This window comes from Synechocystis sp. PCC 6714, assembly GCF_000478825.2.
GTDB lineage: Bacteria > Cyanobacteriota > Cyanobacteriia > Cyanobacteriales > Microcystaceae > Synechocystis.
Map to the genome: position 1 here is coordinate 2,797,146 of NZ_CP007542.1, position 21,019 is coordinate 2,818,164.

Genomic DNA, 21,019 nt, shown 5'->3' on the forward strand with positions numbered 1-21,019 from the left:
ACTATCATAATGTCGGAACTTAGCCTGGCCCATCAGGATTACCCCGTTGACGACCTCGAACAATTATTAAGTATTCTGCCTAAACCCATTCAAGCCATCATTGCCGAACACCCCCAGCGGCAACAGTTAGTGGAAGTGGTGATGGACCTGGGACGATTACCGGAAGCCCGTTTTCCCGGCGCCGCTGTCTATTTGGGCCATGAACCGATCGCCAAAGAGGATTTGCAGTATGCCATTGACCGAGTGGGACTGTTTAGCAGTGATAACCGGGCCGGTATCGAAAGAACTCTGCACCGCATCAGCGCTATCCGTAACCGCACCAATGACATTATTGGTTTGACCTGTCGGGTGGGTCGAGCGGTGTTTGGCACTATTAATTTAATTCAAGACCTGGTGGAAACGGGAGAATCCCTACTGCTACTGGGGCGGCCCGGGGTGGGAAAAACTACTGCTCTACGGGAAATTGCCCGGGTGCTGGCGGATGATTTGCATAAACGGGTCGTGATCATTGATACCTCCAACGAAATTGCCGGGGACGGTGATATTCCCCATCCGGCGATCGGTCGAGCCCGGAGAATGCAGGTGGCCAGGCCCGAATTACAACATCAGGTGATGATCGAGGCGGTGGAAAACCATATGCCGGAAGTGATTGTCATTGACGAAATTGGTACGGAATTGGAAGCCTTGGCCGCCCGCACCATTGCGGAACGGGGAGTGCAGTTAGTCGGCACCGCCCATGGTAACCGTCTAGAAAATTTGATTAAAAATCCCACCCTTTCAGACTTAGTGGGGGGTATCCAAGCCGTCACCTTGGGAGATGACGAAGCCCGGCGGCGGGGTTCCCAAAAAACAGTGCTGGAAAGGAAAGCTCCTCCAACTTTTTCCATGGCGGTGGAAATGCTGGAGCGGCAAAAATGGACTATCCATAGGGATGTGGCCCAAACCATTGATAACCTGCTGCGGGGCCGTGCTCCGGTGGAACAATTGCGGTACATGAACGAGGACGGGGAATTACAAATCGAAACGGTGGAAGCCCAACCCCAGGAAAGAACGCCCCAACCGCCCCCCTATTTCTCCCTGGGCTTGGTGGATAATCGCCCGTTGCCTAGCAGACCCACTGGTTTACGCTCCACTGGGCGAATGAAGCCCCAAGCCCCCCTCCACGCCAACGCTGATCAGGTGCGGGATTTTGAACGGTTATTGGAACAGTCCTGGCAACAGTGGGAAGGGGAGGATGAACCAAAAGTCCGGGTGCCGGGGCCCAACGGGGAAGATTTACCGGTATATGTTTACCCCTACGGTGTCGGGCGATCGCAATTGGATCAGGTAATCGAAATTTTGCAACTACCGGTGGCGGTCACCAAGGATTTGCACCAGGCGGATGCAGTCTTAGCCCTGCGTTCCCACGTCAAGGGTAATCAAAAATTACGACAGATGGCTAAGGGCATTCAAATTCCCATCTATGGTGTTAAATCCAACACCATTCCCCAAATTAGCCGGGCCCTGAAACGAATTCTGGGCATGGACGAACCTCATAAGGCCGAAGCGGCGGATCTGCGTTTGTTTACCCGCAGTGGCAGTAACGATGAGTTGGAAGCGCTGGAGGAAGCACGCTTAGCGGTGGAGCAGATTGTCATTCCCACAGGGCAACCGGTGGAATTACTGCCCCGATCGCCCCATGTGCGGAAGATGCAACACGAGCTGGTGGAGCATTACCGTTTGCAATCCGATAGTTTTGGGGATGAGCCGAACCGTCGCCTAAGGATTTATCCCGCTTAGTTGGGTTAACAATTGGGCTGTGGCCCGGGTAGGATTGGTGGCCTCCATGATGGCCCGGACGATCGCCACTTGGGTTGCACCGGCTTCCATAACTTCTGCGAGATTTGACCCATCAATGCCGCCAATGGCAAACCAGGGCACCGGAGAGCTGGTGGCCGCATACTGCACATATTCCAAACCAGCGGGCCGTTTCCCAGCTTTAGTGGGGGTGGCATATACGGGGCCAACACCAATGTAATCTGCCCCTTCGGCAATCGCCTTGGCCATTTCCCCCGGGTTAGTGGTAGAGCGGCCAATGATTTTATCGGGCCCCAGTAGCTGACGGGCCACCGCAATGGGTAGGTCCTGTTGTCCCAAATGCACTCCATCGGCATTGACTGCCAGGGCCAGATCCACCCGGTCGTTGACTAGAAACAGCGCTTCATATTGCCGGCACAACTGCCGTAAATCCCTAGCCCTTTGCCACCGTAACTCATCCTCCGTATCTTTATCCCGGTACTGGACTAACTTTAATCCTCCTTGGAGGGCAGCTTCCACCGTTGCTAGCAGATTTTCCTGGGGAGAAGTGACTAGGTAAAGGGAGCATTGTCTCAGCCTTTGTAGTAATTTGCCCCCCAGCAATTGACTTTCCAAGGTATAAACCCGATACCGCAACTGCTTACAACAGGCTCCCATGGCCGGATCTCGCAGTTTACCGTACTCCTCCAGTACCCTTAACGCCTCTTCTACCCGACAGAGATTTGCTTGTAACAGAGCTCGCACATCAGTGCGCTGAGCTTCCTGGGGATGGGTTAACTGGGTGCCCACATCATTAGGCGTGTCTCGGGCAGCTCGCAGATCATCCTGGTGCCAAGGAGCCAGAGCTTGCCGCAGTTGTTTACATTCCTCTGCTAAATGCTGATGGTTCACCCCAAAACGACACCATTCCTCCACCGTCCGCAACCCTTCCCGGGCTCGGTTCAAATTGGCATCCAAAATTCTGGCGATCGCCGTAGGGGAAGATTTTTGCATCTATTTAGCTTGAATGGGAACAAAAAATGGTTTTTGGGCAATACCAGTCCCTAAAATTGGCGCTAGGGGAACTTTTGGGGCAAAAGATAACGGAATTTTAGGGTTAAAAGCAAATTTTGCCTGAACCATCTAGTTTTTAACAAATCACTGACTTTGTCCCACTGGGAACATCTACCACGGCGGATTTAGTTTGCTTGGCTTTCAATCCCTCATCCATGGCTTCAATGAAGGCGGACACCCGAATCGGATCAATAGCTTCGTTAATACTGCCGTGGCGTTTGAGGGAACTAGCCACAATTACCCCGTTGGCCGCCTGGATTAATTGGCCAATATTGTCCTCATCTGCACCACTACCAATGAAAACTGGGGTGCCTTTGGCGGCGTTGGTGGCCAGCTCTAAATCTTCTAGATTGGGAGGACTGCCCGTGGCCCAACCGGAGAGGATAATGCCGTCGGCCAAACCCCGTTCAATGGTGTCGGTGACGGCGGTGGTTAAATTGGGGGTGCCCAGGGGACGGGCATGCTTGACTAGTACATCGGCTAGGATAGCCACGTCGCTGCCCAATTCCCGCCGATAGCGCAACAGTTCGTGGGCATTGCCTTCAATCAACCCTTGATCCGTGGCCATAACCCCCGTAAGCACGTTAACCCGGATAAATTTTGCCCCCACACAACTGGCGATCGCCAAGGCACTGTGGGCATCGTTACGCAAAACATTAATGCCCACCGGAGCTACAACCAAATTTTGCAGGCGATCGACAATTAAGGTCATGGCACTGACCACCGCCGGATCTACTTTTTGCTTGGGAAAAGGGGCATCGAAAAAGTTTTCCACAATAATGCCATCTACCCCCCCAGCGGCAAGGGCTGTGGCCTCCTGTTCCGCCCGTTCAATGACAGCGGTGAGATTACCTCCCCAACGGGCCGAAGTTGGCAATGGTAGAAGGTGTACAACGCCGATGACAGGATTATGGGTCTGAAAAGTTTGAAATAAATCCACTGCACTCGATCCTAAACGCCCCTGGGTGCCGGTCGGGCCCTCGTTGTCCAAGACAGGCGGGTTGTAAATTAAACAAAACTAAGCCAATTAAGAATTGTACCCTACCGGGGAATTTGACTGGGGGCCATTTCCGCCGTTCACAGCATGATTCCGGGAATATGGCACAATGGGTTTTTGAACTGAGGTTGTAGCTCAGACGGATAGAGCAAGCGCCTCCTAAGCGCTGGGCCGCCGGTTCGACTCCGGCCAACCTCGCTTTTAGCCTGATTCAGATATATTCAACTCGATCAGTTTGATTTTTATCCATCTGCCGCAAACTTTTGCCCCCATAACCATGAGAAAAAAACTGACTCGCTTCCTTTCCTTGACCCTGATGCTAGGCCTACTCTGGTTTGGGACCGGTGCCTGCACCAGTCAACCCCCTTCCCAATTCGAGCAAGCCCAACAGGAAAGCACAGAACGGGGGGCTTCGGCGGTCGTTAAGGAATCCACCAAGGGAGGAGAATTCAATGCCTTTTTTCCCCAGGCTAATGGGGAATATGAGCGGGTTTTTGCCCAAGAGAAGCAGGGGTTTGCGGAAATTAAGCTCAAGCAAAATGGCCAAGATGTGGCGGTAATGTCCATCAACGATGTCAAAAATAATCCGACCGCAGCGGATAAGTTTAAGCAAAGTACCCAAGCCATTGATGGATTTCCGGTGGTACAACAGGGTTCCACTGCCACAGCCCTACTGGTGGGCGATCGCTATCAGATCAAAGTATTGTCCCGATCGCCGTCGTTCACTCCCCAGGATCGGGAGGAATGGTTGGGCAAATTTGACCTGCAGGGGCTAGAAAATTTGAGCAGTAGAAATTAAAACGGTCAATCAAGTGTATCAAACCATAACCAACCGAAAAAACAGGAGTTTTTAGCGTGAGTAAGCCGATTTTTAAGTTAGTCGATGATCTGCCCACCGGTGGATTAACGGTAATGTTGCTCAATTCCCTTGATTTTGTGGTGCCGGGGAAATGGGAAAATTTGGTGGGTTTTGAAAATACGATTAAAAAAGTAACCGGGGAAACCGATCCCGCCTTGGTGAAGCAAATTGGCGATCGGGCGGTGTGGCTGTTCAACGATAAGTCCCAGGGTTACCAAAATGCTCTTTGGCTATACCAAACCGTTGATTCTACCGACAGTGCTTTAGGGGCGGCGGCTTTGGCTAATAAGGTGGGGGAAAGTGTTAATTTCCTCGGCTTTTTAAATAAAATTACCCCCAATCCCCAAAAAGCCCAGGCCATTGACCTTTCGATTAAATTGGTGGCGGAGTTGGTGGCTTTCTGCCAAATTAACGGTATTCCCGGTAATAGCATTGGGGATTTTGTTCGTTCCCTAACGGACTACAGCGGCGAGTCTTTGATGCGGATGGCCGCTCTGATCAGTTTTGATGGCATTATTCCCTTTGGCCCTAGCTTTGTCCTGACCACCATGGACTTTTTGGAAAAATTGACCCCTAAGGAGTTGGAGCAAAATCAGACTTTTAATAAAATTAAGCCCCTCATTCCCGGCAATAGCACCAGCAATCAATTAGATTTCATCGGTGAAAGTTTCGGCTCTGTGCAGGGTTGGATGACCAGTTTTGTCGGCGATCGCCAGCTTACCAGGGAGAAGTTGCTGGGTAAATTGCGGAATTTCATGGAGGTAACGGAGGACAAAATGGACTACTTGGCCGCGTTCATTGATATGTCCACCAATTACTACGAACACACGGGCATCCAAACCCTGGCCCACCGTTTAATTGAACGGGCTGTGGCAGAAATTTAAAGCCAAAAAGTGCCGGTGATGATTGGGTTGATCAACAAAAATGGCCAAGAAACTACTGCTGGTGGGGGGAGGCCATAGCCATGCTTTGGTGCTGAAACACTGGAGCCGTCATCCCTTAGGCAATTTAGAACTGGTCTTGGTGAGTGATGGGGAGCAAACGCCCTATTCCGGTATGTTGCCGGGGCATGTGGCGGGTTTTTATTCCTACGCGGAAAGTCATATTGATTTACCCAGCCTCTGTGCCTCAGCGGGGGCTGAGTTTATCAACGATAGGGCGATCGCCGTTGACCCGGAGCAGAATTTATTGACCACGGAACAGGGAAGACAGTTAAGTTTTGATTGCCTTTCCCTAGACATTGGTAGCACTCCGTTTATCGACGATATTGCTGGGGCGGAGTATGGCATCCCCGCTAAGCCCGTACCCCAATTTTTGGCCGCTTGGCAAGCTCTGTTGGAGAAGATTGACCAGAGTCGACCGGAAAAATTTATTTTGGCGATCGCCGGGGGTGGGGCAGGGGGAATAGAGTTAGCGTTTAATCTACAAGCTCGTTTGGCTCAACTTTTCCCTGCCATGGTCTTAGATATACAAATTTGGCAACGGGGAGCGACCCTGCTACCGCACCACAGTGTCCAAGGGAGAAAAATAATTGGAAATTTGTTGACCAAGAAAAATATTTCTGTGTTACCGAATCACCCCGTCACCGCTATAGAGCCAGAGTTTTCCCCCCATGACAATCCATTAAATCCATTACTCCGGTATAAACTCTGGAGTAATGACCATAGCAAGTCAGTTAATGCTGTGTTTCTAGTGACCCAGGCTAGCCCGGCCCCTTGGTTATGCCAATCCGGTTTAAGGCTGGATGACCGGGGGTTTGTGTTGATTAAACCGACTTTACAAAGCTGTTCCCATGGACATATTTTTGCCGCGGGGGACGTGGCCACCATGAAAAAATATCCTCGACCCAAGGCAGGGGTTTTTGCGGTGCGCCAGGGAAAGCCTCTCTTTGAAAATTTACAGAGATCCCTTACCCACAAACCGCTGAAAGCATTTATTCCCCAATCTCAGTATTTAAGTCTACTCGGTACAGGGGATGGCAGGGCCATGGCCCTTTGGGGACCACTGGCAAGCCACGGTCGATGCTGGTGGTGGCTAAAGGACTACATTGACCGCCGCTTTATGTACGGTTTCGTAGGAAAGATCCGGGGAGACCAGAAACTTAAGCCATGGTGAAGATGTGTCTAGATAGTTTTTTAGAATTACAGGGGTATTTCAATAGATTTATTTCAATGAAAATGGAGGGATAGATTGGTTTGCCCCAGGGAGTAATCAGTTGAGTACTAGTTTTAATAAGGGTTGGCTCTACACTGATGTGGTCACCGCCAAAGGGTCCGGGCAGACGGTGCTGGATTTTTACAGCCAACGCTACACCCATTCCGATCGCCAAACTTGGCAAGAACGCATTGAATCCGGGCAAATTCAAGTGGACGGCCATTCCGTCAAAACCAGTCACCCATTGCAGTTGGGACAAACCCTCACCTATTGGCGATCGCCCTGGGCGGAACCGGAAGTACCTTTGCAATTACCAATTTTGTATCGAGATGAAGATCTCTGGGCCATTGATAAGCCAGCGGGATTGCCGGTGTTACCGGGGGGAGATTTTGTTTACAACACCGTTTTAGAACAACTAAAAATTCAGTATCCCCAGGAGTCGTTATTTCCCCTCCATCGTCTGGGCACTGGTACTTCGGGGCTTTTATTACTGGGTCGTTCCCCCCTGGCCCGTCAGGAGCTTAGCCGTCAGTTTCGGGAACACGTTTGCCGCAAAATTTACCGTACCCTCATTGGCCCCTGTACCTTGCCTGAACAATTTGAATGTCACCAGGCGATCGGCAAAATTCCCTACCCCCAACTGGGATACATCTACGCCGCCACCCCCAATGGTAAGGAGTCCCACAGCTATGGCAAAATCCTGGCTCGATCTGCAGATAAAACCTGGCTAGAGGTGGAAATTACCACTGGTCGACCGCACCAAATTCGCATTCATCTGGCTAGTTTAGGCTACCCCTTACTTGGCGATCGCCTCTACGGCCCCGGAGGAGTGCCCATTGTTCGCGCAACCACTGCCAGGCCCAGTGATGGGGGTTACATTCTGCATAGCCACCAACTGGGCTTTATCCATCCCCGTAGTCACCAAAAATTAACCTTGACTGCTCCTTTGCCCTCGGATTTGACATTTAGCCGCCAAATGGCCAAGGAGTAGGAGTATAACTAGTTAAATTAACTATAGGACACTATGCTACACAGTAGTTACGAATAATTTCATCTATGCTTACACCTGGAGAGGCGTATGTTCTTGCTCTTTTCAATGCACTAAAATCATGCTCTATGTCATTAAGATCTGGCGAGTAGGTAGGTAAAAATAAAATTGTATGTCCTGCCTCTTCCACTATTTTTTTAATCCTAATCTTTCTATGAATAGGCGCATTATTCATAATATAGCATTATACATACTGTTCGCCCCACTCTTATTTCAGTTGGCTATAACTGTCTGCATCATGGTAGTCGAACAAGGGGAATGGGGGAAAGGGAGGGAAGCATCCTGATGACATGGTGAGACTGCTCCCCTGGAAAATTTAGGGAAAATTCAGAAAAACTAAATTAAAGTTTGGCGTGGGCCCCATCACAAAAGGGAGGGTTATTTGTGTGTTTGCAAAGACAGAGGGCAACCTTCTTTTTTTCCTCCAGGGTGAACTTTTGGAGGGTAAACTCCGTGCCTTTATGTTTGCCATCGCAAAAAGGTTGATTGGCCGAATTACCGCAGGTGCACCAATAATAATCCCCAGCTTCTAGTTCCATAACTACGGGTTTGGTGTCAGCAATTGTAGGTTGAGTCATTGTTGTTTTCCTCTCAGGATATTAGTAAAAGTTAGGTGAAATTAAGGCAAGTCAAATAGTAAGAATTCCGTTTCCTGATCTTGACCAATCAAAGTAATAGCTTGCTCATCGCTAATACCCGCCCCATCTCCGGTTTTCAAAGTTTCTCGATTCAGCGTCAGACTGCCCTTTATGATTTGAATCCAGGCCCGGCGATCGCCCATGGCATGGGTTACGGTTTCCCCCCGGGCCAAGACAGAGGCATAGATAAACGCATTTTGGTGAATGGTCACGGAGCCATTACGACCGTCCGGTGAAGCCACTAGTCTCAACTGGCCCTGTTTATCTTCTAGGGGGAAAAATTGCTGTTCATAACTTGGTTCAAACCCAAATTGATTGGGGGTAATCCAAATCTGCAACAGGTGCACAGGCTGGTCGGGGGAAGGATTAAATTCACTGTGGAGGATGCCGGTGCCAGCGCTCATGCGTTGCACATCCCCGGGGCGGATAATCGAACCATTGCCGATACTATCTTTGTGTTCCAGTTCTCCTTCCAGAACGTAGGTGATAATTTCCATGTCTTTATGGCCATGGGTGGCAAAACCTTGACTAGGAGCAATGTAGTCCTCATTGATCACCCGCAAGTTGGAAAAATTCATGTGGGCTGGATCGTAATACTGGGAAAAAGAGAAGCTGAAATAACTATCTAGCCAATCAAGCTTGCCACGACCGCGGGCTGTGGAGGGGCGGAGTGTGATCATAGTGACCTCCGTTAGTTTTTTTATGTTGGGGTTTGTGACCTTGGTTTCTATCTTAGTTTGCATCTCAAATAAAGACAATATGTTAATTTATCTACAGATTGCATCCAAAATAGAGACATTAAATATAATTCCTATAATTCCATGGATAAGCTCGAGAGTATGTATGCCTTTACCCAAGTGGTGCAGGAGGGGAGTTTTGCGGCGGCGGCGAGAAAAATGAATCTTGGGCGATCTGCAGTGAATAAAATGGTGATTGCCCTGGAAAATGAGCTTAAAGTACAGCTTCTCCACCGTAGTACTCGTAAAGTTACCCCTACCCCCACAGGCATTGCTTTTTATCAAAAATCAGTCCAGATTTTGGCGGATTTAGAAGAGGCGGAATTGTCAGTGTCCCAACTCCATGGGGAACCGAAGGGTTTGTTACGGATTAATGCCCCCATGACCTTTGGCACCATGTATGTGGCACCGTTGGTGAGTGAATTTATGGCTTTATATCCCCAACTGGAAGTCCAGTTAACCTTGGAGGATCGGTTTGTGGATGCGATCGCCGAAGGCTATGACCTGTTAATTCGCATTGCCCAACCGGTGGAATCGGCCAGTTTAATCTGTCAACCTTTGTTCGAGACTAAGCTACTACTTTGTGCGTCACCCCAATATTTAGCTATACGGGGAACGCCCCAAATTCCCGAGGATTTGCAGCACCACAATTGTTTACTGTATGGCTATTTCAGTGGGGGGAGTCAGTGGCAATTGCTTGGTCAAGAAGGGGAAAAAGTTATATCCGTAGCTGGTACTTTCTGCTCTAACAATGGCGAGGCTTTGGCGATCGCCGTGGCCCGGGGTTTAGGGGTTGCTTTGTTGCCCCAATTCATTATCCAGCCCTATTTAGAATCGGGAAAAGTACAAATTATCTTGCCAAGTTACTGCCTACGGGCATTGAGCGTTTCGATTATCTATCCGGTTAATCGCCATCTTTCCACCAAAATCCAACTTTTCACGGAGTTTCTCAGGGAAAGTTTCAAAAGTCCTTCAGTATTTTTACAGCTTGAGTGAGCAAACTAAAATTTTGCAGACAGCCTCCCGAAAATCACTATTGCAGATAGGCAATGGTTACTCCGGTTCCCCCCTCATTTTGGGACGCTAGGGCATAACTTTTCACCAGGGGATGGTGAGACAAATATTCCTGCACTCCTTGGCGTAATTTACCGGTGCCTTTGCCATGGATAATCCATAAAACGCCATACTCTACGGCTTGGTTGAGAGCCTTTTCCAATCTTGATTCAGCCCGCTCCAGGCGATCGCCCCGGCAGTCTAGTGTATTTTTTTCTGTACGCACCACAACGGGGGGTGATTTGGTTTCAGTTGGTTGGGGCTTAGCTTTAACTTTTGTCGGCGCAGGTTCCGGTTTGGGGGGCGGCTCCACTTTTTTCCCGTCCAGGGATTCAATTTCCGCCATGGGTACTGTCATTTTCATCAGGCCCAGGGTGACGTTAACGGTTTGGGCCATGGCATTAACTTGAGTGACTTCGGCGGTTTGGCCAAAACTAGGAATGCGAATGCGCTCCCCCACTATGGGTTGATAACCCAAGGGTTTAAGAGCTACTTTGGCCTTTTGTTCAGCTTGGATTTCCCCAAGGGCAAGGGTTGCCTGTTGGGCTTTTTGGGCGGTGGGTTTGCCCCGTTGTAGTTGGCGGATAACCTTGGCGATTTCTTCCTTGGCGGTGGCGATCGCCTGTTGCACTTCCTGGTCTTGATAGGATTTTAAGTCCCGTTCCCGAGCTTGTAAACTGGCGGCTTTTTGGGATACTTGTTGATAGAAAATTTCCGTTTCCTGTAATAACTTTTGGGCTTCGGAAGCTTTGCGTTCCTGTTCCCGCCGTTGGGATTCTAACCCCGCAATGACCTGGTTAATATCTTCGGAAAAACCCCCTAATTTATCCTTAGCTTGGTTAACAATAATTTCTGATAAACCCAATCTTTGGGCGATCGCCAGGGCATTGGAACGACCGGGGATACCCCAGAGTAAACGGTACGTGGGACTTAAGCTTTGGTCATCGAATTCCACTGACGCATTTTCAAACCGGGCATCCTGATATTTCAGCGCCTTCAATTCCCCGTAGTGGGTGGTGGCCACCGTTAAACAGGGCTGGTCGGCCAAATGACGCAATAGGGCGATCGCCAGGGCACTACCTTCGGTGGGATCGGTACCGGCCCCCACTTCGTCCAGTAAAACCAAGGAGGGAGCCCCTATCTGGACTGGGGATTCAATTTCCAGGTCAATACCATCTGATTGACTGGGAAGAGCCTGCAAAATGCGGATAATGCGGCAAATATGCCCAGAAAAGGTGGAAAGATTTTGTTGTAAGGACTGTTCATCACCAATGTCTGCCAACACCTGGGCAAACCAGGGCATTTCCACCGGCTCCTTGGCGGGGATATATAGACCCACTTTGGCCATTAGGGCCACTAAGCCTAGGGTTTTAAGGGTGACGGTTTTCCCCCCTGTATTGGGTCCTGTAATGGCAATAATCCGAATAGTGTGGTCAATGGTTAAAGTAATGGGCACCACCGTCGGGCCGCCCTCTTTTTCCGCCTGCCAATGGAGCAGGGGATGGCGCAATTGTCGTAACGTAATTGGTCTTTCATCCCCGGGGGTCAACCATTGGGGGGAATGGGCCCCCAACCAGAAGCTATAACGGACTCGGGCCGTGGCCAAATCTAAACGGGTGGCGATCGCCAAAAGGTGCTCCAAATCGGGCAGAACTTCTAAAACTTGATCGCTCAGTTGTCGCAGAATCCGTTCTTCTTCCGTTTGCTCCTGGCGACGGGCTTGCCGCAGTTTATTGCCCAATTCCACAATGGCTTGGGGTTCCACATATAGGGTGTTACCACTGGCGGAACTGTCGTGAACAATGCCGGGCATCTGTTCTTTGTAACCCGCTTTGATGGGTAAAACAAATCTGTCCCCCCGTTGGGTAATGACCGCTTCTTGGAGTGCATTGCCTTGGCGCTGGATGATTTTTTGCAGTTTTTGCTGAATTTGCTCCCGCAAACCCTTTAATTTTTGGCGAATTTCCCCTAGCTTCGGGCTGGCCCGCTCCGCCACTTTGCCATCTTCCCCCAAACAATGGTGGATGGTCTGTTCCAATTCGGGTAGGGTTCTCACTTCCGCCACCAAGATTTGCAAAATTTCTAGGTCATCCCGTTCTTCAATCACCCGGCGTAATCTTCTCACCCCCGCTAACGTACTGGCGATCGCCAACAGTTCCGGCCCCGTCGTTAAACCGCCCCGTTCTACCCGGGCCAAGGGTTCAGTAATATCGGCAATGCCTTTAAAATGCCAATTGCTCTCTGGGGAATTCTCAATTAACTCCACCGCTTGGGTTTGGGCCAGCAATTCCCGACTTTCTTTCTCCGTGGTAGGAGGAACTAAATATTGAGCGGCGATCGCCCCTAGGGGAGTTTGGGTAAAGGTAGATAGATGCTGACAGAGCCTAGGCCATTCCAACAACGCCAAGGTCTCCTCCGCAATAGTCAAATTGGTGGAATCGCTCACTATTTCTATTTCTATACTCGTATCTTTTGATATTTTTTCTAAAGCGCTAACTTTCCAGGTCTTCACCTGCTAAATTCACCAGCACAATGGTGATATTATCCGAGCCACCGGCATCCTTTGCTTCTTCTATCAACTGGGCCGCCAACTCATCACAGGAACCCTGGCTAGTTAGGATTTTTTCAATTAGCTCATCGGGTACTTCCTCCGTTAAACCATCACTGCACATCATAAAAGTGTCCCCTGGCTGGGCATCCAAAGCTTCCACTTCGACAAAATTTAAATCCTGTCGCCCCAAACACTGAAACAACACATGGCGCCAGGGGTGAACTTTAGCCTGGACTGGGTCAATATCTCCCATCTTCAAGGCCCGGGCCACCCAAGTGTGATCCTCCGTTACCCGTTCTAGTTGCTCAGCCCGCAAACGATACAGGCGGGAATCCCCCACATGGGCGCGCCAAGCACCATCTTCACGAAAGGCAATTAGCACGGCGGTGGTGCCCATATCGCGCCGTTCCAGGTTGACTTGTTGATCTTGGAGAATGCCTTCGTTAGCATCCATTAGGGCATCTTTGAGCAACTGCGCCGAAGCAATGTCTGATTCCCAGTGGGTATTCAGGTAATCCCGCACCCGCTCCACCGCAATGCGGCTAGCTTCTTCTCCCCCAGCGTGCCCCCCCATGCCATCAGCCACGATATAGAACCGCCCTTCCGGATCAAGGTAGTAACTGTCTTGATTGTACTGGCGCACTAGACCGGGATCCGTTTGCCCCGTGGAATTACGACTAACAACTGATAAATTCACTTCTGTCACAGGCCTTAAAAATGGGGTTAGTTTTAGTTGGCAGAGGGGAAGTACTTATTTTAAAACATCCGATCCTGTCTTTCCAGGCGTTTTAACAACCGCCAGAGGGCAATGGCCGGTACCAATGATATTAATAATACAACCGCCGCCGCCACAAAATAATTATTTACAAACAGCAGCGTGGCCGACAACACCAAGGCACAGGTAAATAAAACATAGTTGGTACCCATCTGCATGGTACCCATCCGTCGCAAAAGGCGATCAGTTTCCGTAGATCTAACCCGGACTCGAATGTCACCCCGGTCCAGGCGATCGAGGCTGTCCTCAATGCGTCGGGGCAAACCCAGGGCACTGTTCCCCGCCTGAACTGCCTGGCGGCCTAGTTCATCCATAATGTTGCCGGCAGGATTGAAACCGTTGGAATTGTTCATAATTTGTAGGGCAAAGGGTTGGGCCACCGCCATGAAATTAAAATCTGGATCTAACCCTTTCCCTACCCCCTCTAGGGTGGAGAATGCCCGCATGACAAAGGTAAAAGTGGCGGGAAAACGGAAAGGTTGATCGTAGGCAATTTCGTAGAGATCGTCGCTAATTTTAGTAATGGATTGTTCCTCAAAGGGTTTGTCCATGAAGTTATCCAATAAAAATTGTACCGATCGCCGGATGGGCCCCATATCTTCTATTTCCTTCAGAGCCCCCAGGGCCACGAGGGAATTGACAATGCGCTCGGCGTTTTTTTCTGCTACCCCAAATAGGGTATCCATGAGTTTATTTTTGGTGTCCGGGGTAATTTCACCCATCATGCCAAAGTCATAGAAAATCAATGCCCCCGCTTCGGGGCTAACGGCCAAATTGCCAGGGTGGGGATCCGCATGGAAAAACCCATGGTTCAACAATTGAAACAAGTATGCCCGGGCCCCCAGTTGGGCCAATTGTTTTCGTTCCAAACCTGCTGCCTCTAAGGCTTCGTAGTGGCTAATTTTAATACCGGGTAGATATTCCAAGGTCAGAATTTGGCTGGATGTGTAGCGCCAATAGACCCTGGGCACCTTAACCCAGTTCTCCCCCCGAAAGTTACGGCGGAAGGTGTCGGCACTGCGCCCTTCCCGCAGATAATCAGTTTCTTGCCAAAGAATTTTGCAACATTCTTCATAAATGCCGTTCCAGTCCCTGCCTCTGCCCCATTTAGGATGATTTTGGAAATACTGGGCAATTTTTTTCAGAATGGCCAAGTCAATGGTGAATAGTTTTTTTAACCCCGGCCGTTGCACTTTCACCACCACATCTTCCCCTGTGTGCAACTGGGCTTTATGTACCTGTCCTAAACTGGCCGCCGCCAAGGGTACGGGATCAAAACTCCGATACAATTTGGCGATCGGTTTGCCTAATTCTCCTTCAATGATGCCAGCGGCTTGTTCGTAGCTAAAGGCCGGCACTTCATCTTGCAGTTTGGAAAGTTCCTCCACATATTCCGCCGGAAAAAGATCGGAACGAGTGGAAAATAACTGGCCAACTTTAATGAAAGTGGGGCCAAGGCTGAGGAGATTTTCTCGAATCCATTTGGCTTGCCGTCTTCTTCTTTGCTGTAATTTTTCTTCGCTGTAGCCCCCCGTATAGCTCCATTTTTTGCCGTTTAACCAAAACTGATAGAGCAGGGTAAGCACAAAACCCCAAATGTCAATGCGTCGCCGGGTAATGGAATAGTTACCTCGATTCCAACGATAGCGACCTTCCGCTTCTAATGGCGATCGCCTTTGGGAGGGCATGGAGTTGGGGTAGGGGGCTGTGGGCTCAAGCTTGGTGGATAGGGCAGACACACTGATATTAAGAAAGGGCTAAAGGGAAAATGCGGGATGAAAAAGTAAGGAGTTATGGTTGGGAAGTTGAGGTTGCTTCCTGTTTTGTCTCAGGAGTGGGATTAGGAGTTACATAGGTGCGACCACTAATAGCTTCTCTGCGTTTTATGTCTTCGTACATTGCTTGCAAATCATGGTTGAATGACTCGGAATAAGCTCGACGAATCCTGCGAATTTCTTCAACAATTTCATCTTTAAACATGACTAATCTCCTAAAAGTTCATAGGGTGTGCACAGTATCGGTAATTTGAATCCAAAATCGTTACTTATTTGTGCCAACTTTTTTTGAATTTGAGCATTCGCAGTATGCCTGCAATTCCATGTTAGTAGGTAGTCAAGGGAGTGAATTGTAGCAACGGCAATATGAAGGGCATCAACATCTGCATCTGGAGGTAAGTTACTTTTAGCTAAGAAATGTAAAGCCAAGTCCACAGCAGTTTGTGTTGCGGGCAATAAAGGAATACCCTTGAGCAACTCCAAACGTCGGGATGCTATTTCAGGATCTCCTTTAGATACCTCTTCTACCACAGACTCCGAAGCATAAAGGTTGAAGTCAGTTCTTCTCAGTTGCCACCTTACCTCTAGGTTAGCTAGTAATATTAGGTTGTGACTGGGTCTAGCAGTGAGATAGCCAAAAATACTGGTTTCTAGGTAAACAGTCTCAGCCATAGAGATCTGGCTAGCCCTAGCCCTGGTTATCCCGATAGGTTTTCAATTCAGATTTGAGGCTGGCAATTTCCGCCCGCAATTTATCCAAAGTTTCTTGCAACTCGTCGGCGGTCACTGGGCCATCCACCGTGGCGATCGCCGCTCCCTCTTGGGTGACATCATTGGCGGCCCGGGATTGCACTTCCGCAATGAACTGGCGTAGGTGTTCCCGCTGTTCCGCATCAAACTTGCCCAACTCACTCAGGGCATTGGTAACGCCGTCTTCTACCTTTTCGCTGAGGACTTCGGCAAAGGCGCGGCCAAGAAAAAAGGCTTGGAGGACTTGGTTTTGCATGGACTCTTTCTATGGTTGCGTTTGTAAAGAATTATAACGCGCTCCATCATTATTCTCATCCTCCCCCTGGGAATCCAAATTCCAGCCCGGTTGGGGGGGGAAACTTTGCTCAGAACGGAAAATACCACCGCCGGTTTGGGGTTCAGTGGGAATTTCCGAGTCCACCAGCACCGTGGGGGGAGCTGACCGCAGAGCCATGCCAAAGCCCATGCCCGCCGCCAACGCAATGCCTGCTGTGAACAATAGAGTTTGCCACAGGGGATTGGGAGCTAAAATACGCATACTATTTAGGTCAAATCAGCTTTTTGCCGACGGTGAAAGAAAAGCCTAGGCATCGGGGAAAGTATTTTCAAAATCTTCAATTAGGTCATCCAATTCCCCCAGGGCCTGGGACACGTCTAGGGAAAGAATGCCCAAATTAGGTTGTGCGGCTAGATCTTCGAGGAATTTACGTTTTTCTTTGATGGTAAGAATCCGTTCCTGCAGGGTGATTTTATCCAACATGATCAAGAATATTAAGGGTTCACCTTTGATTTATAGCCCTTTTCCGTCGGGCTAACAATGGCAGGGCTAGCAAATCCAGGCTGGATTTCCACGGCTCAACTCTACCCTCGATTCACCAGTGGGGGTTACCCAAGGGAATATTGACCCCCGAAAATTGCGCTCACCAACGAATGCGGGGATCCACCAATTGGTAAATTAAATCCGCTAGGCCACTGAAAAAGACGATTAACATTGCATATAAAAAGGTAACCGCCATCACTACGGGGGTATCACTACGGTAAATGGATTCAATTAGCAACGCTCCAATGCCGGGCACCCGGAAAACCTGCTCCGTCACTAGGGCTCCCGTAAAAATGGTGGGTACATCCAGGGCCATGAGGGTGATCAGGGGCAGAGAAGCATTTTTTAACAGGTGATTTTTTAGCATTCCCCAGGTGCCTAAACCCTTAGCGTAGGCAGTGCGGATGTAATTTTGGGGTAATTCTTCCAAGACCGCTGAGCGTACAAACCGGAGAATTACCGCCGATTGATAAAAGACCAACACCGCCACCGGCATCAATAGTTGGCGGATTTGTTCCCCCAAGCTGGCCACGCTATTTACCGCCAAAGTGCTGTCGTAGATGAAGGGTAACCACCTTAGTTGCACGCTAAAAATGAGGATAAATAATAGCCCTGTTAAAAAAGTAGGTAGGGAAAAGCCCATTAAACTGATGCCACTGATCACGGGCTCCCACCACTGTCCCCGATACACCGCCGCTATTATGCCCAAAGGAATGGCGATCGCCAAACTGATAAGGTAAGCGGTGCCCATTAACCAGAGGGTAGTGGGTAATCGTTGGCCAATCAAATCAATCACCGGACTACGGCTGGTGAAGGAATAGCCCAAATCTCCCTGTAGAAGGCTCCATAGCCATTTTAGATAACGGATGGGCAACGGTTGGTCTAAACCCAAACTACGGCGTAAGTTGTCCCGCACCTCCTGGGAAATAGATGGATTGGTGGCCAATTCTCCCAGCGGATTGCCCGGAGCAAGGGCCAGCAAACTAAAAATCACTAAGCTAATCCCCAACAGAGTAACGACGGCGATCGCCAAACGTTTACAGATAAGACCAATGGCGGGGGGCAAAGGGGGCATGGGCATAGACAACAAGGGAGAGCGCCGGTTCAATTAAGCACAAAAAGGGGAATTTTTTCTGTCACTGACAGCTTAGACTTTTGTGATAGGCTATGCGGAATAAATCAATCTAAGCTTAATTTTTCAGGGGATTGCCATGCGTGTGGGGCTGTTATTTGGTGGGTGTTCTGGGGAGCATGAAGTCTCGATCAAATCCGCCCAGGCGATCGCCAAAGCCCTGGCCAGCGGTGATAACCAAACAAAATACCAAGTAACCCCTTTTTACATTCAAAAAAATGGTGTTTGGCTGGGGCCAGAAGTCTCTCAACAGGTCTTGGACCAAGGAATCCCCTCAGGGGACCAGCCCGTTACAGCCGAACAAAGATGGCAGTTTCCCCCCGAAGCGGCCCAAATGGAAGTGTGGTTCCCAATTTTGCACGGCCCCAACGGCGAAGATGGCACAGTACAGGGGCTATTTAGTTTGATGCAGGTACCCTATGTGGGCAGTGGAGTGCTGGGCTCCTGTGTGGGCATGGATAAGCTAGCTATGAAAATGGTCTTTGAGCAGGCGGGGTTGCCCCAGGTTAATTACATGGGAGTAGAGCGGGGAGAAATTTGGTCTAATCCCTGTGTCTTTCCGGCCCTATGTGACCAAATCGAAGCCCAGGTGGGCTATCCCTGTTTTGTTAAGCCAGCTAATTTGGGTTCCTCCGTCGGCATTGCCAAAGTACGCAATCGGAGCGAACTGGAAGTGGCCCTGGATAACGCCGCCAGTTATGACCGCCGCATTATTGTCGAAGCTGGTTTAGCGGATATTCGAGAAGTGGAGTGTGCGGTGCTGGGTAATGAAAACCCCCAAGCCTCGGTGGTGGGGGAAATCACCTATGACAGTGACTTTTACGACTATGAAACTAAATACACCGATGGCCGCTCCCAAATGCATATTCCCGCCGATCTGCCCGGGGAAGTGGTGAGTAAAATTCAGACCATGGCAATCCAAGCCTTTAAAGCCATTGACGCCGCTGGCTTAGGCCGATTGGACTTTTTCTATCAACCCGCTACGGGGCATATTGTCATCAACGAAATTAACACCCTGCCTGGTTTTACCTCTTTTAGTATGTATCCCGAACTGTGGCGAGCTTCTGGGGTAGAATTTCCTAGCTTAGTGGATCGACTATTACAGCTGGCGGTGGCGTACCATGCCCGCCCTAGCCACTAAACAATAGTTCTTGGTTAATCTATAGTCTTCGCTAAACAAAGAAATTTTTCACCCTAAAAGCTTTACCCCCCATCAGTATGGCCCGTTTGTCCCAGGAATTGCAGGATTACTTTTTTAAGGAAGACCGTGGCCCAACGGTGAATCTGGCTCAGGTTTTGGCGATCGCCAAGGAGAAAATTTTTGGCATTGTCCTGGTCATTCTGTCCCTTCCCTCTGCTCTGCCCCTGCCGGCCCCTGGTTATTCCACCCCCTTCGGAGTTTTAATTTTTTTGGTGGCAATTCAACTGATGGCCGGTCGTGAGCAGTTGTGGCTCCCCCTTTCCTGGCAAAGCAAAACCATTAAAACCAGTAATGCACAAGGCATTGTCAAAGCTGGTCTGCCGTGGTTGAAAAGGCTAGAGGCGATCGCCCACCCCCGTTTCCCCTTCGTTTGTCAAAGTCGGCTAGGCAAAGTGCTCATGGGCATTACCGTTGGCTCCATGGCCATTTCCATGATGATTCCCATTCCCGGGACCAATACCCTCCCAGCCATGACCATTTTTATCACTGGCTTTGGTTTACAAGAAGATGATGGTTTGATCACCGGGGCGGGGATGCTTTTTTCTGTTCTAATCGGGGTATTAATGGTGTCGGTCATTTACGTTTTCTTCAACGGTGGCATCACCATCATTGACATTCTCAAAGATTGGCTCAAAATCCAGTTTGGTGGAGCTTAAACCCTTAATCTGAGAGGTTTTTTGTATAGTCTTGCCTAAAAAGACTTCCTAGCTAGACTTTTACTAAATCGGGGCCAACTTTTGTAGATCTTCCTGCCCAAACCTAGTTTCCAGATAAGTTTTTAAGCCTTTTCCAACGGAGCCATGGTCAAGCCCTCCCGCCGTAGTTGCTGATGGTATAACTCCGCTTGTTCCTGGGGGCCCACCCAAACAATGGCTAGGCCGTCAAAGTGCACTTGATTAGTTAATTCCCAAGCCCGATCGCCGGTCATACCGGGGATATATTTAAGCAAACAATCGGAGACATGCTGAAACGTGTTGAAATCGTCGTTGAGGACAATTATCTTAAAGTTGGGATAGGTTTTGCGGACTGTGCTAGTTAGGCGATCGGGGGTGCTAGTGGCGGCGTTACTAATCACGATAGTCAATCCGGTTGCTGAAGATTATGGCCAAATTTTATCCTGATACCCTAATCAGGTCTTAGTCGGTTTCCCCAAATTACCCCAGTGGGTTGACAAAAATTGAATGGCAGGCGAATCCACCAAGTCCACTTTAATCATTGGTTACGGCAACACCCTACGGGGGGACGACGGCGTGGGGCGTTACCTAGCCGAAGAAATTGATCAGCAAAACTGGCCCCATTGTCGGGTTATTTCCACCCATCAACTCACCCCAGAATTGGCCGAGGCGATCGCCGCCGTGGACCGGGTAATTTTCATTGATGCCCAGTGCCATGAGAATCAAGATTCACCTACAGTGGAACTCAAGGCGCTACACCTACCAACACCGGAGCAATTGTCAGGACAACTGGGACATCGGGGAAGCCCTTGGGAGTTAATTGCCCTGGCTAAAATTCTCTATGGGGCCGGAGTGGAAGCGTGGTGGGTACTCATTCCCGCGTTTGCCTTTGACTATGGAGAAACACTGTCCCCCCTGACCGCAGAGGCCCAGGCGGAAGCTTTAACCAAAATTCGCCCATTGGCGCTGGGGGAGATTTAGGGTCGGGGGAAATTGAAAACCAAA

Annotated in this window: 23 protein-coding genes, 1 tRNA gene and 1 pseudogene; 10 read left to right on the top strand and 15 right to left on the bottom strand. The window is 49.6% G+C overall.

All coding sequences use genetic code 11. The features are described 5' to 3' along the window. Positions 1-9: 9 nt before the first annotated feature. The gene (locus D082_RS12760) at positions 10-1,779 is read left to right on the top strand and encodes a R3H domain-containing nucleic acid-binding protein (RefSeq protein ID WP_028947275.1); all 1,770 of its coding nucleotides are present in this window, start codon (positions 10-12) and stop codon (positions 1,777-1,779) included. On the opposite strand, the gene D082_RS12765 is transcribed toward D082_RS12760, so the two are convergent. Both D082_RS12765 and btpA read right to left on the bottom strand, forming a co-directional pair. Further along, complete coding sequence (locus D082_RS12765) at positions 1,759-2,790, bottom strand: thiamine phosphate synthase (RefSeq protein ID WP_028947274.1); 1,032 nt, start codon at positions 2,788-2,790, stop codon at positions 1,759-1,761. The genes D082_RS12760 and D082_RS12765 overlap by 21 nt on opposite strands. A 136-nt stretch (positions 2,791-2,926) precedes the next feature. Further along, entirely contained in the window at positions 2,927-3,790 is an 864-nt protein-coding gene (btpA, locus tag D082_RS12770) for a photosystem I biogenesis protein BtpA (protein ID WP_028947273.1), read from the bottom strand. Positions 3,791-3,971: 181 nt separating this feature from the next. Between btpA and D082_RS12775 the strand changes: the two genes are divergently transcribed. From D082_RS12775 to D082_RS12795, 5 genes are all read left to right on the top strand, one after another. Beyond that, positions 3,972-4,045 (top strand) — tRNA-Arg (locus tag D082_RS12775). Between the two features lie 79 nt (positions 4,046-4,124). Continuing rightward, entirely contained in the window at positions 4,125-4,646 is a 522-nt protein-coding gene (locus tag D082_RS12780; RefSeq protein WP_028947272.1) for a hypothetical protein, read from the top strand. Between the two features lie 56 nt (positions 4,647-4,702). Further along, positions 4,703-5,590, top strand: a complete 888-nt coding sequence (locus tag D082_RS12785) for a hypothetical protein (protein ID WP_028947271.1) — start codon at positions 4,703-4,705, stop codon at positions 5,588-5,590. A 40-nt stretch (positions 5,591-5,630) separates the two neighbouring features. Beyond that, positions 5,631-6,821 carry an FAD-dependent oxidoreductase gene (locus tag D082_RS12790; protein ID WP_028947270.1) on the top strand — a complete coding sequence of 397 codons (1,191 nt, stop codon included), beginning with the start codon at positions 5,631-5,633 and terminating at the stop codon, positions 6,819-6,821. A 100-nt stretch (positions 6,822-6,921) separates the two neighbouring features. Then, a complete protein-coding gene (locus D082_RS12795) occupies positions 6,922-7,851 on the top strand; it encodes an RluA family pseudouridine synthase (RefSeq protein ID WP_144428744.1) in 930 nt (309 codons plus the stop codon). Positions 7,852-7,882: 31 nt separating this feature from the next. On the opposite strand, the pseudogene D082_RS17805 reads toward D082_RS12795, so the two are convergent. From D082_RS17805 to D082_RS12805, 3 genes and pseudogenes are all read right to left on the bottom strand, one after another. Beyond that, positions 7,883-8,086 (bottom strand): annotated as a pseudogene (locus tag D082_RS17805) (transposase); the annotation flags it as partial. A gap of 163 nt (positions 8,087-8,249) precedes the next feature. Continuing rightward, positions 8,250-8,486: a CDGSH iron-sulfur domain-containing protein gene (locus D082_RS12800; RefSeq protein ID WP_028947268.1), complete on the bottom strand. Its 237-nt coding sequence runs from the start codon at positions 8,484-8,486 to the stop codon at positions 8,250-8,252. 41 nt (positions 8,487-8,527) lie between these two features. Next, a complete protein-coding gene (locus D082_RS12805) occupies positions 8,528-9,226 on the bottom strand; it encodes a pirin family protein (RefSeq protein WP_028947267.1) in 699 nt (232 codons plus the stop codon). A 141-nt stretch (positions 9,227-9,367) separates the two neighbouring features. Here D082_RS12805 and D082_RS12810 point away from each other — a divergent pair, with 141 nt between their 5' ends. Then, positions 9,368-10,279, top strand: a complete 912-nt coding sequence (locus tag D082_RS12810) for a LysR family transcriptional regulator (protein ID WP_028947266.1) — start codon at positions 9,368-9,370, stop codon at positions 10,277-10,279. Between the two features lie 37 nt (positions 10,280-10,316). Here the strand turns inward: D082_RS12810 and D082_RS12815 are convergent, their stop codons facing one another. The 9 genes from D082_RS12815 to D082_RS12850 form a co-directional block, all read right to left on the bottom strand. Next, the gene (locus D082_RS12815; RefSeq protein WP_028947265.1) at positions 10,317-12,782 is read right to left on the bottom strand and encodes an endonuclease MutS2; all 2,466 of its coding nucleotides are present in this window, start codon (positions 12,780-12,782) and stop codon (positions 10,317-10,319) included. 46 nt (positions 12,783-12,828) lie between these two features. Continuing rightward, positions 12,829-13,593: a PP2C family serine/threonine-protein phosphatase gene (locus tag D082_RS12820; protein WP_028947264.1), complete on the bottom strand. Its 765-nt coding sequence runs from the start codon at positions 13,591-13,593 to the stop codon at positions 12,829-12,831. A gap of 50 nt (positions 13,594-13,643) precedes the next feature. Further along, a complete protein-coding gene (locus D082_RS12825; RefSeq protein WP_028947263.1) occupies positions 13,644-15,401 on the bottom strand; it encodes an AarF/ABC1/UbiB kinase family protein in 1,758 nt (585 codons plus the stop codon). A 52-nt stretch (positions 15,402-15,453) separates the two neighbouring features. Beyond that, complete coding sequence (locus D082_RS12830; RefSeq protein WP_038530924.1) at positions 15,454-15,642, bottom strand: hypothetical protein; 189 nt, start codon at positions 15,640-15,642, stop codon at positions 15,454-15,456. Positions 15,643-15,644: 2 nt separating this feature from the next. Beyond that, positions 15,645-16,109 (bottom strand): type II toxin-antitoxin system VapC family toxin, encoded by a 465-nt coding sequence (locus D082_RS12835; protein ID WP_028947262.1) that lies wholly within the window; start codon positions 16,107-16,109, stop codon positions 15,645-15,647. Positions 16,110-16,125: 16 nt separating this feature from the next. Beyond that, positions 16,126-16,443 carry a DUF6825 family protein gene (locus D082_RS12840; protein ID WP_028947261.1) on the bottom strand — a complete coding sequence of 106 codons (318 nt, stop codon included), beginning with the start codon at positions 16,441-16,443 and terminating at the stop codon, positions 16,126-16,128. A gap of 9 nt (positions 16,444-16,452) precedes the next feature. Then, the gene (locus D082_RS12845) at positions 16,453-16,725 is read right to left on the bottom strand and encodes a hypothetical protein (protein ID WP_028947260.1); all 273 of its coding nucleotides are present in this window, start codon (positions 16,723-16,725) and stop codon (positions 16,453-16,455) included. Positions 16,726-16,770: 45 nt separating this feature from the next. After that, positions 16,771-16,947, bottom strand: a complete 177-nt coding sequence (locus D082_RS18765; RefSeq protein WP_193386663.1) for a hypothetical protein — start codon at positions 16,945-16,947, stop codon at positions 16,771-16,773. A 160-nt stretch (positions 16,948-17,107) separates the two neighbouring features. After that, entirely contained in the window at positions 17,108-18,082 is a 975-nt protein-coding gene (locus D082_RS12850) for an ABC transporter permease (RefSeq protein ID WP_038531676.1), read from the bottom strand. A 136-nt stretch (positions 18,083-18,218) separates the two neighbouring features. Here D082_RS12850 and D082_RS12855 point away from each other — a divergent pair, with 136 nt between their 5' ends. Together D082_RS12855 and D082_RS12860 are read left to right on the top strand one after the other, a co-directional pair. Further along, positions 18,219-19,280, top strand: coding sequence for a D-alanine--D-alanine ligase family protein (locus tag D082_RS12855; protein ID WP_028947258.1), 1,062 nt, complete (start codon positions 18,219-18,221; stop codon positions 19,278-19,280). 77 nt (positions 19,281-19,357) lie between these two features. Beyond that, positions 19,358-19,996: an exopolysaccharide biosynthesis protein gene (locus D082_RS12860; protein WP_028947257.1), complete on the top strand. Its 639-nt coding sequence runs from the start codon at positions 19,358-19,360 to the stop codon at positions 19,994-19,996. Positions 19,997-20,118: 122 nt separating this feature from the next. On the opposite strand, the gene clpS is transcribed toward D082_RS12860, so the two are convergent. Further along, positions 20,119-20,415: an ATP-dependent Clp protease adapter ClpS gene (gene clpS / locus D082_RS12865; protein WP_028947256.1), complete on the bottom strand. Its 297-nt coding sequence runs from the start codon at positions 20,413-20,415 to the stop codon at positions 20,119-20,121. A gap of 106 nt (positions 20,416-20,521) precedes the next feature. Between clpS and D082_RS12870 the strand changes: the two genes are divergently transcribed. Further along, complete coding sequence (locus tag D082_RS12870; RefSeq protein ID WP_028947255.1) at positions 20,522-20,995, top strand: hydrogenase maturation protease; 474 nt, start codon at positions 20,522-20,524, stop codon at positions 20,993-20,995. Positions 20,996-21,019: the final 24 nt, after the last annotated feature.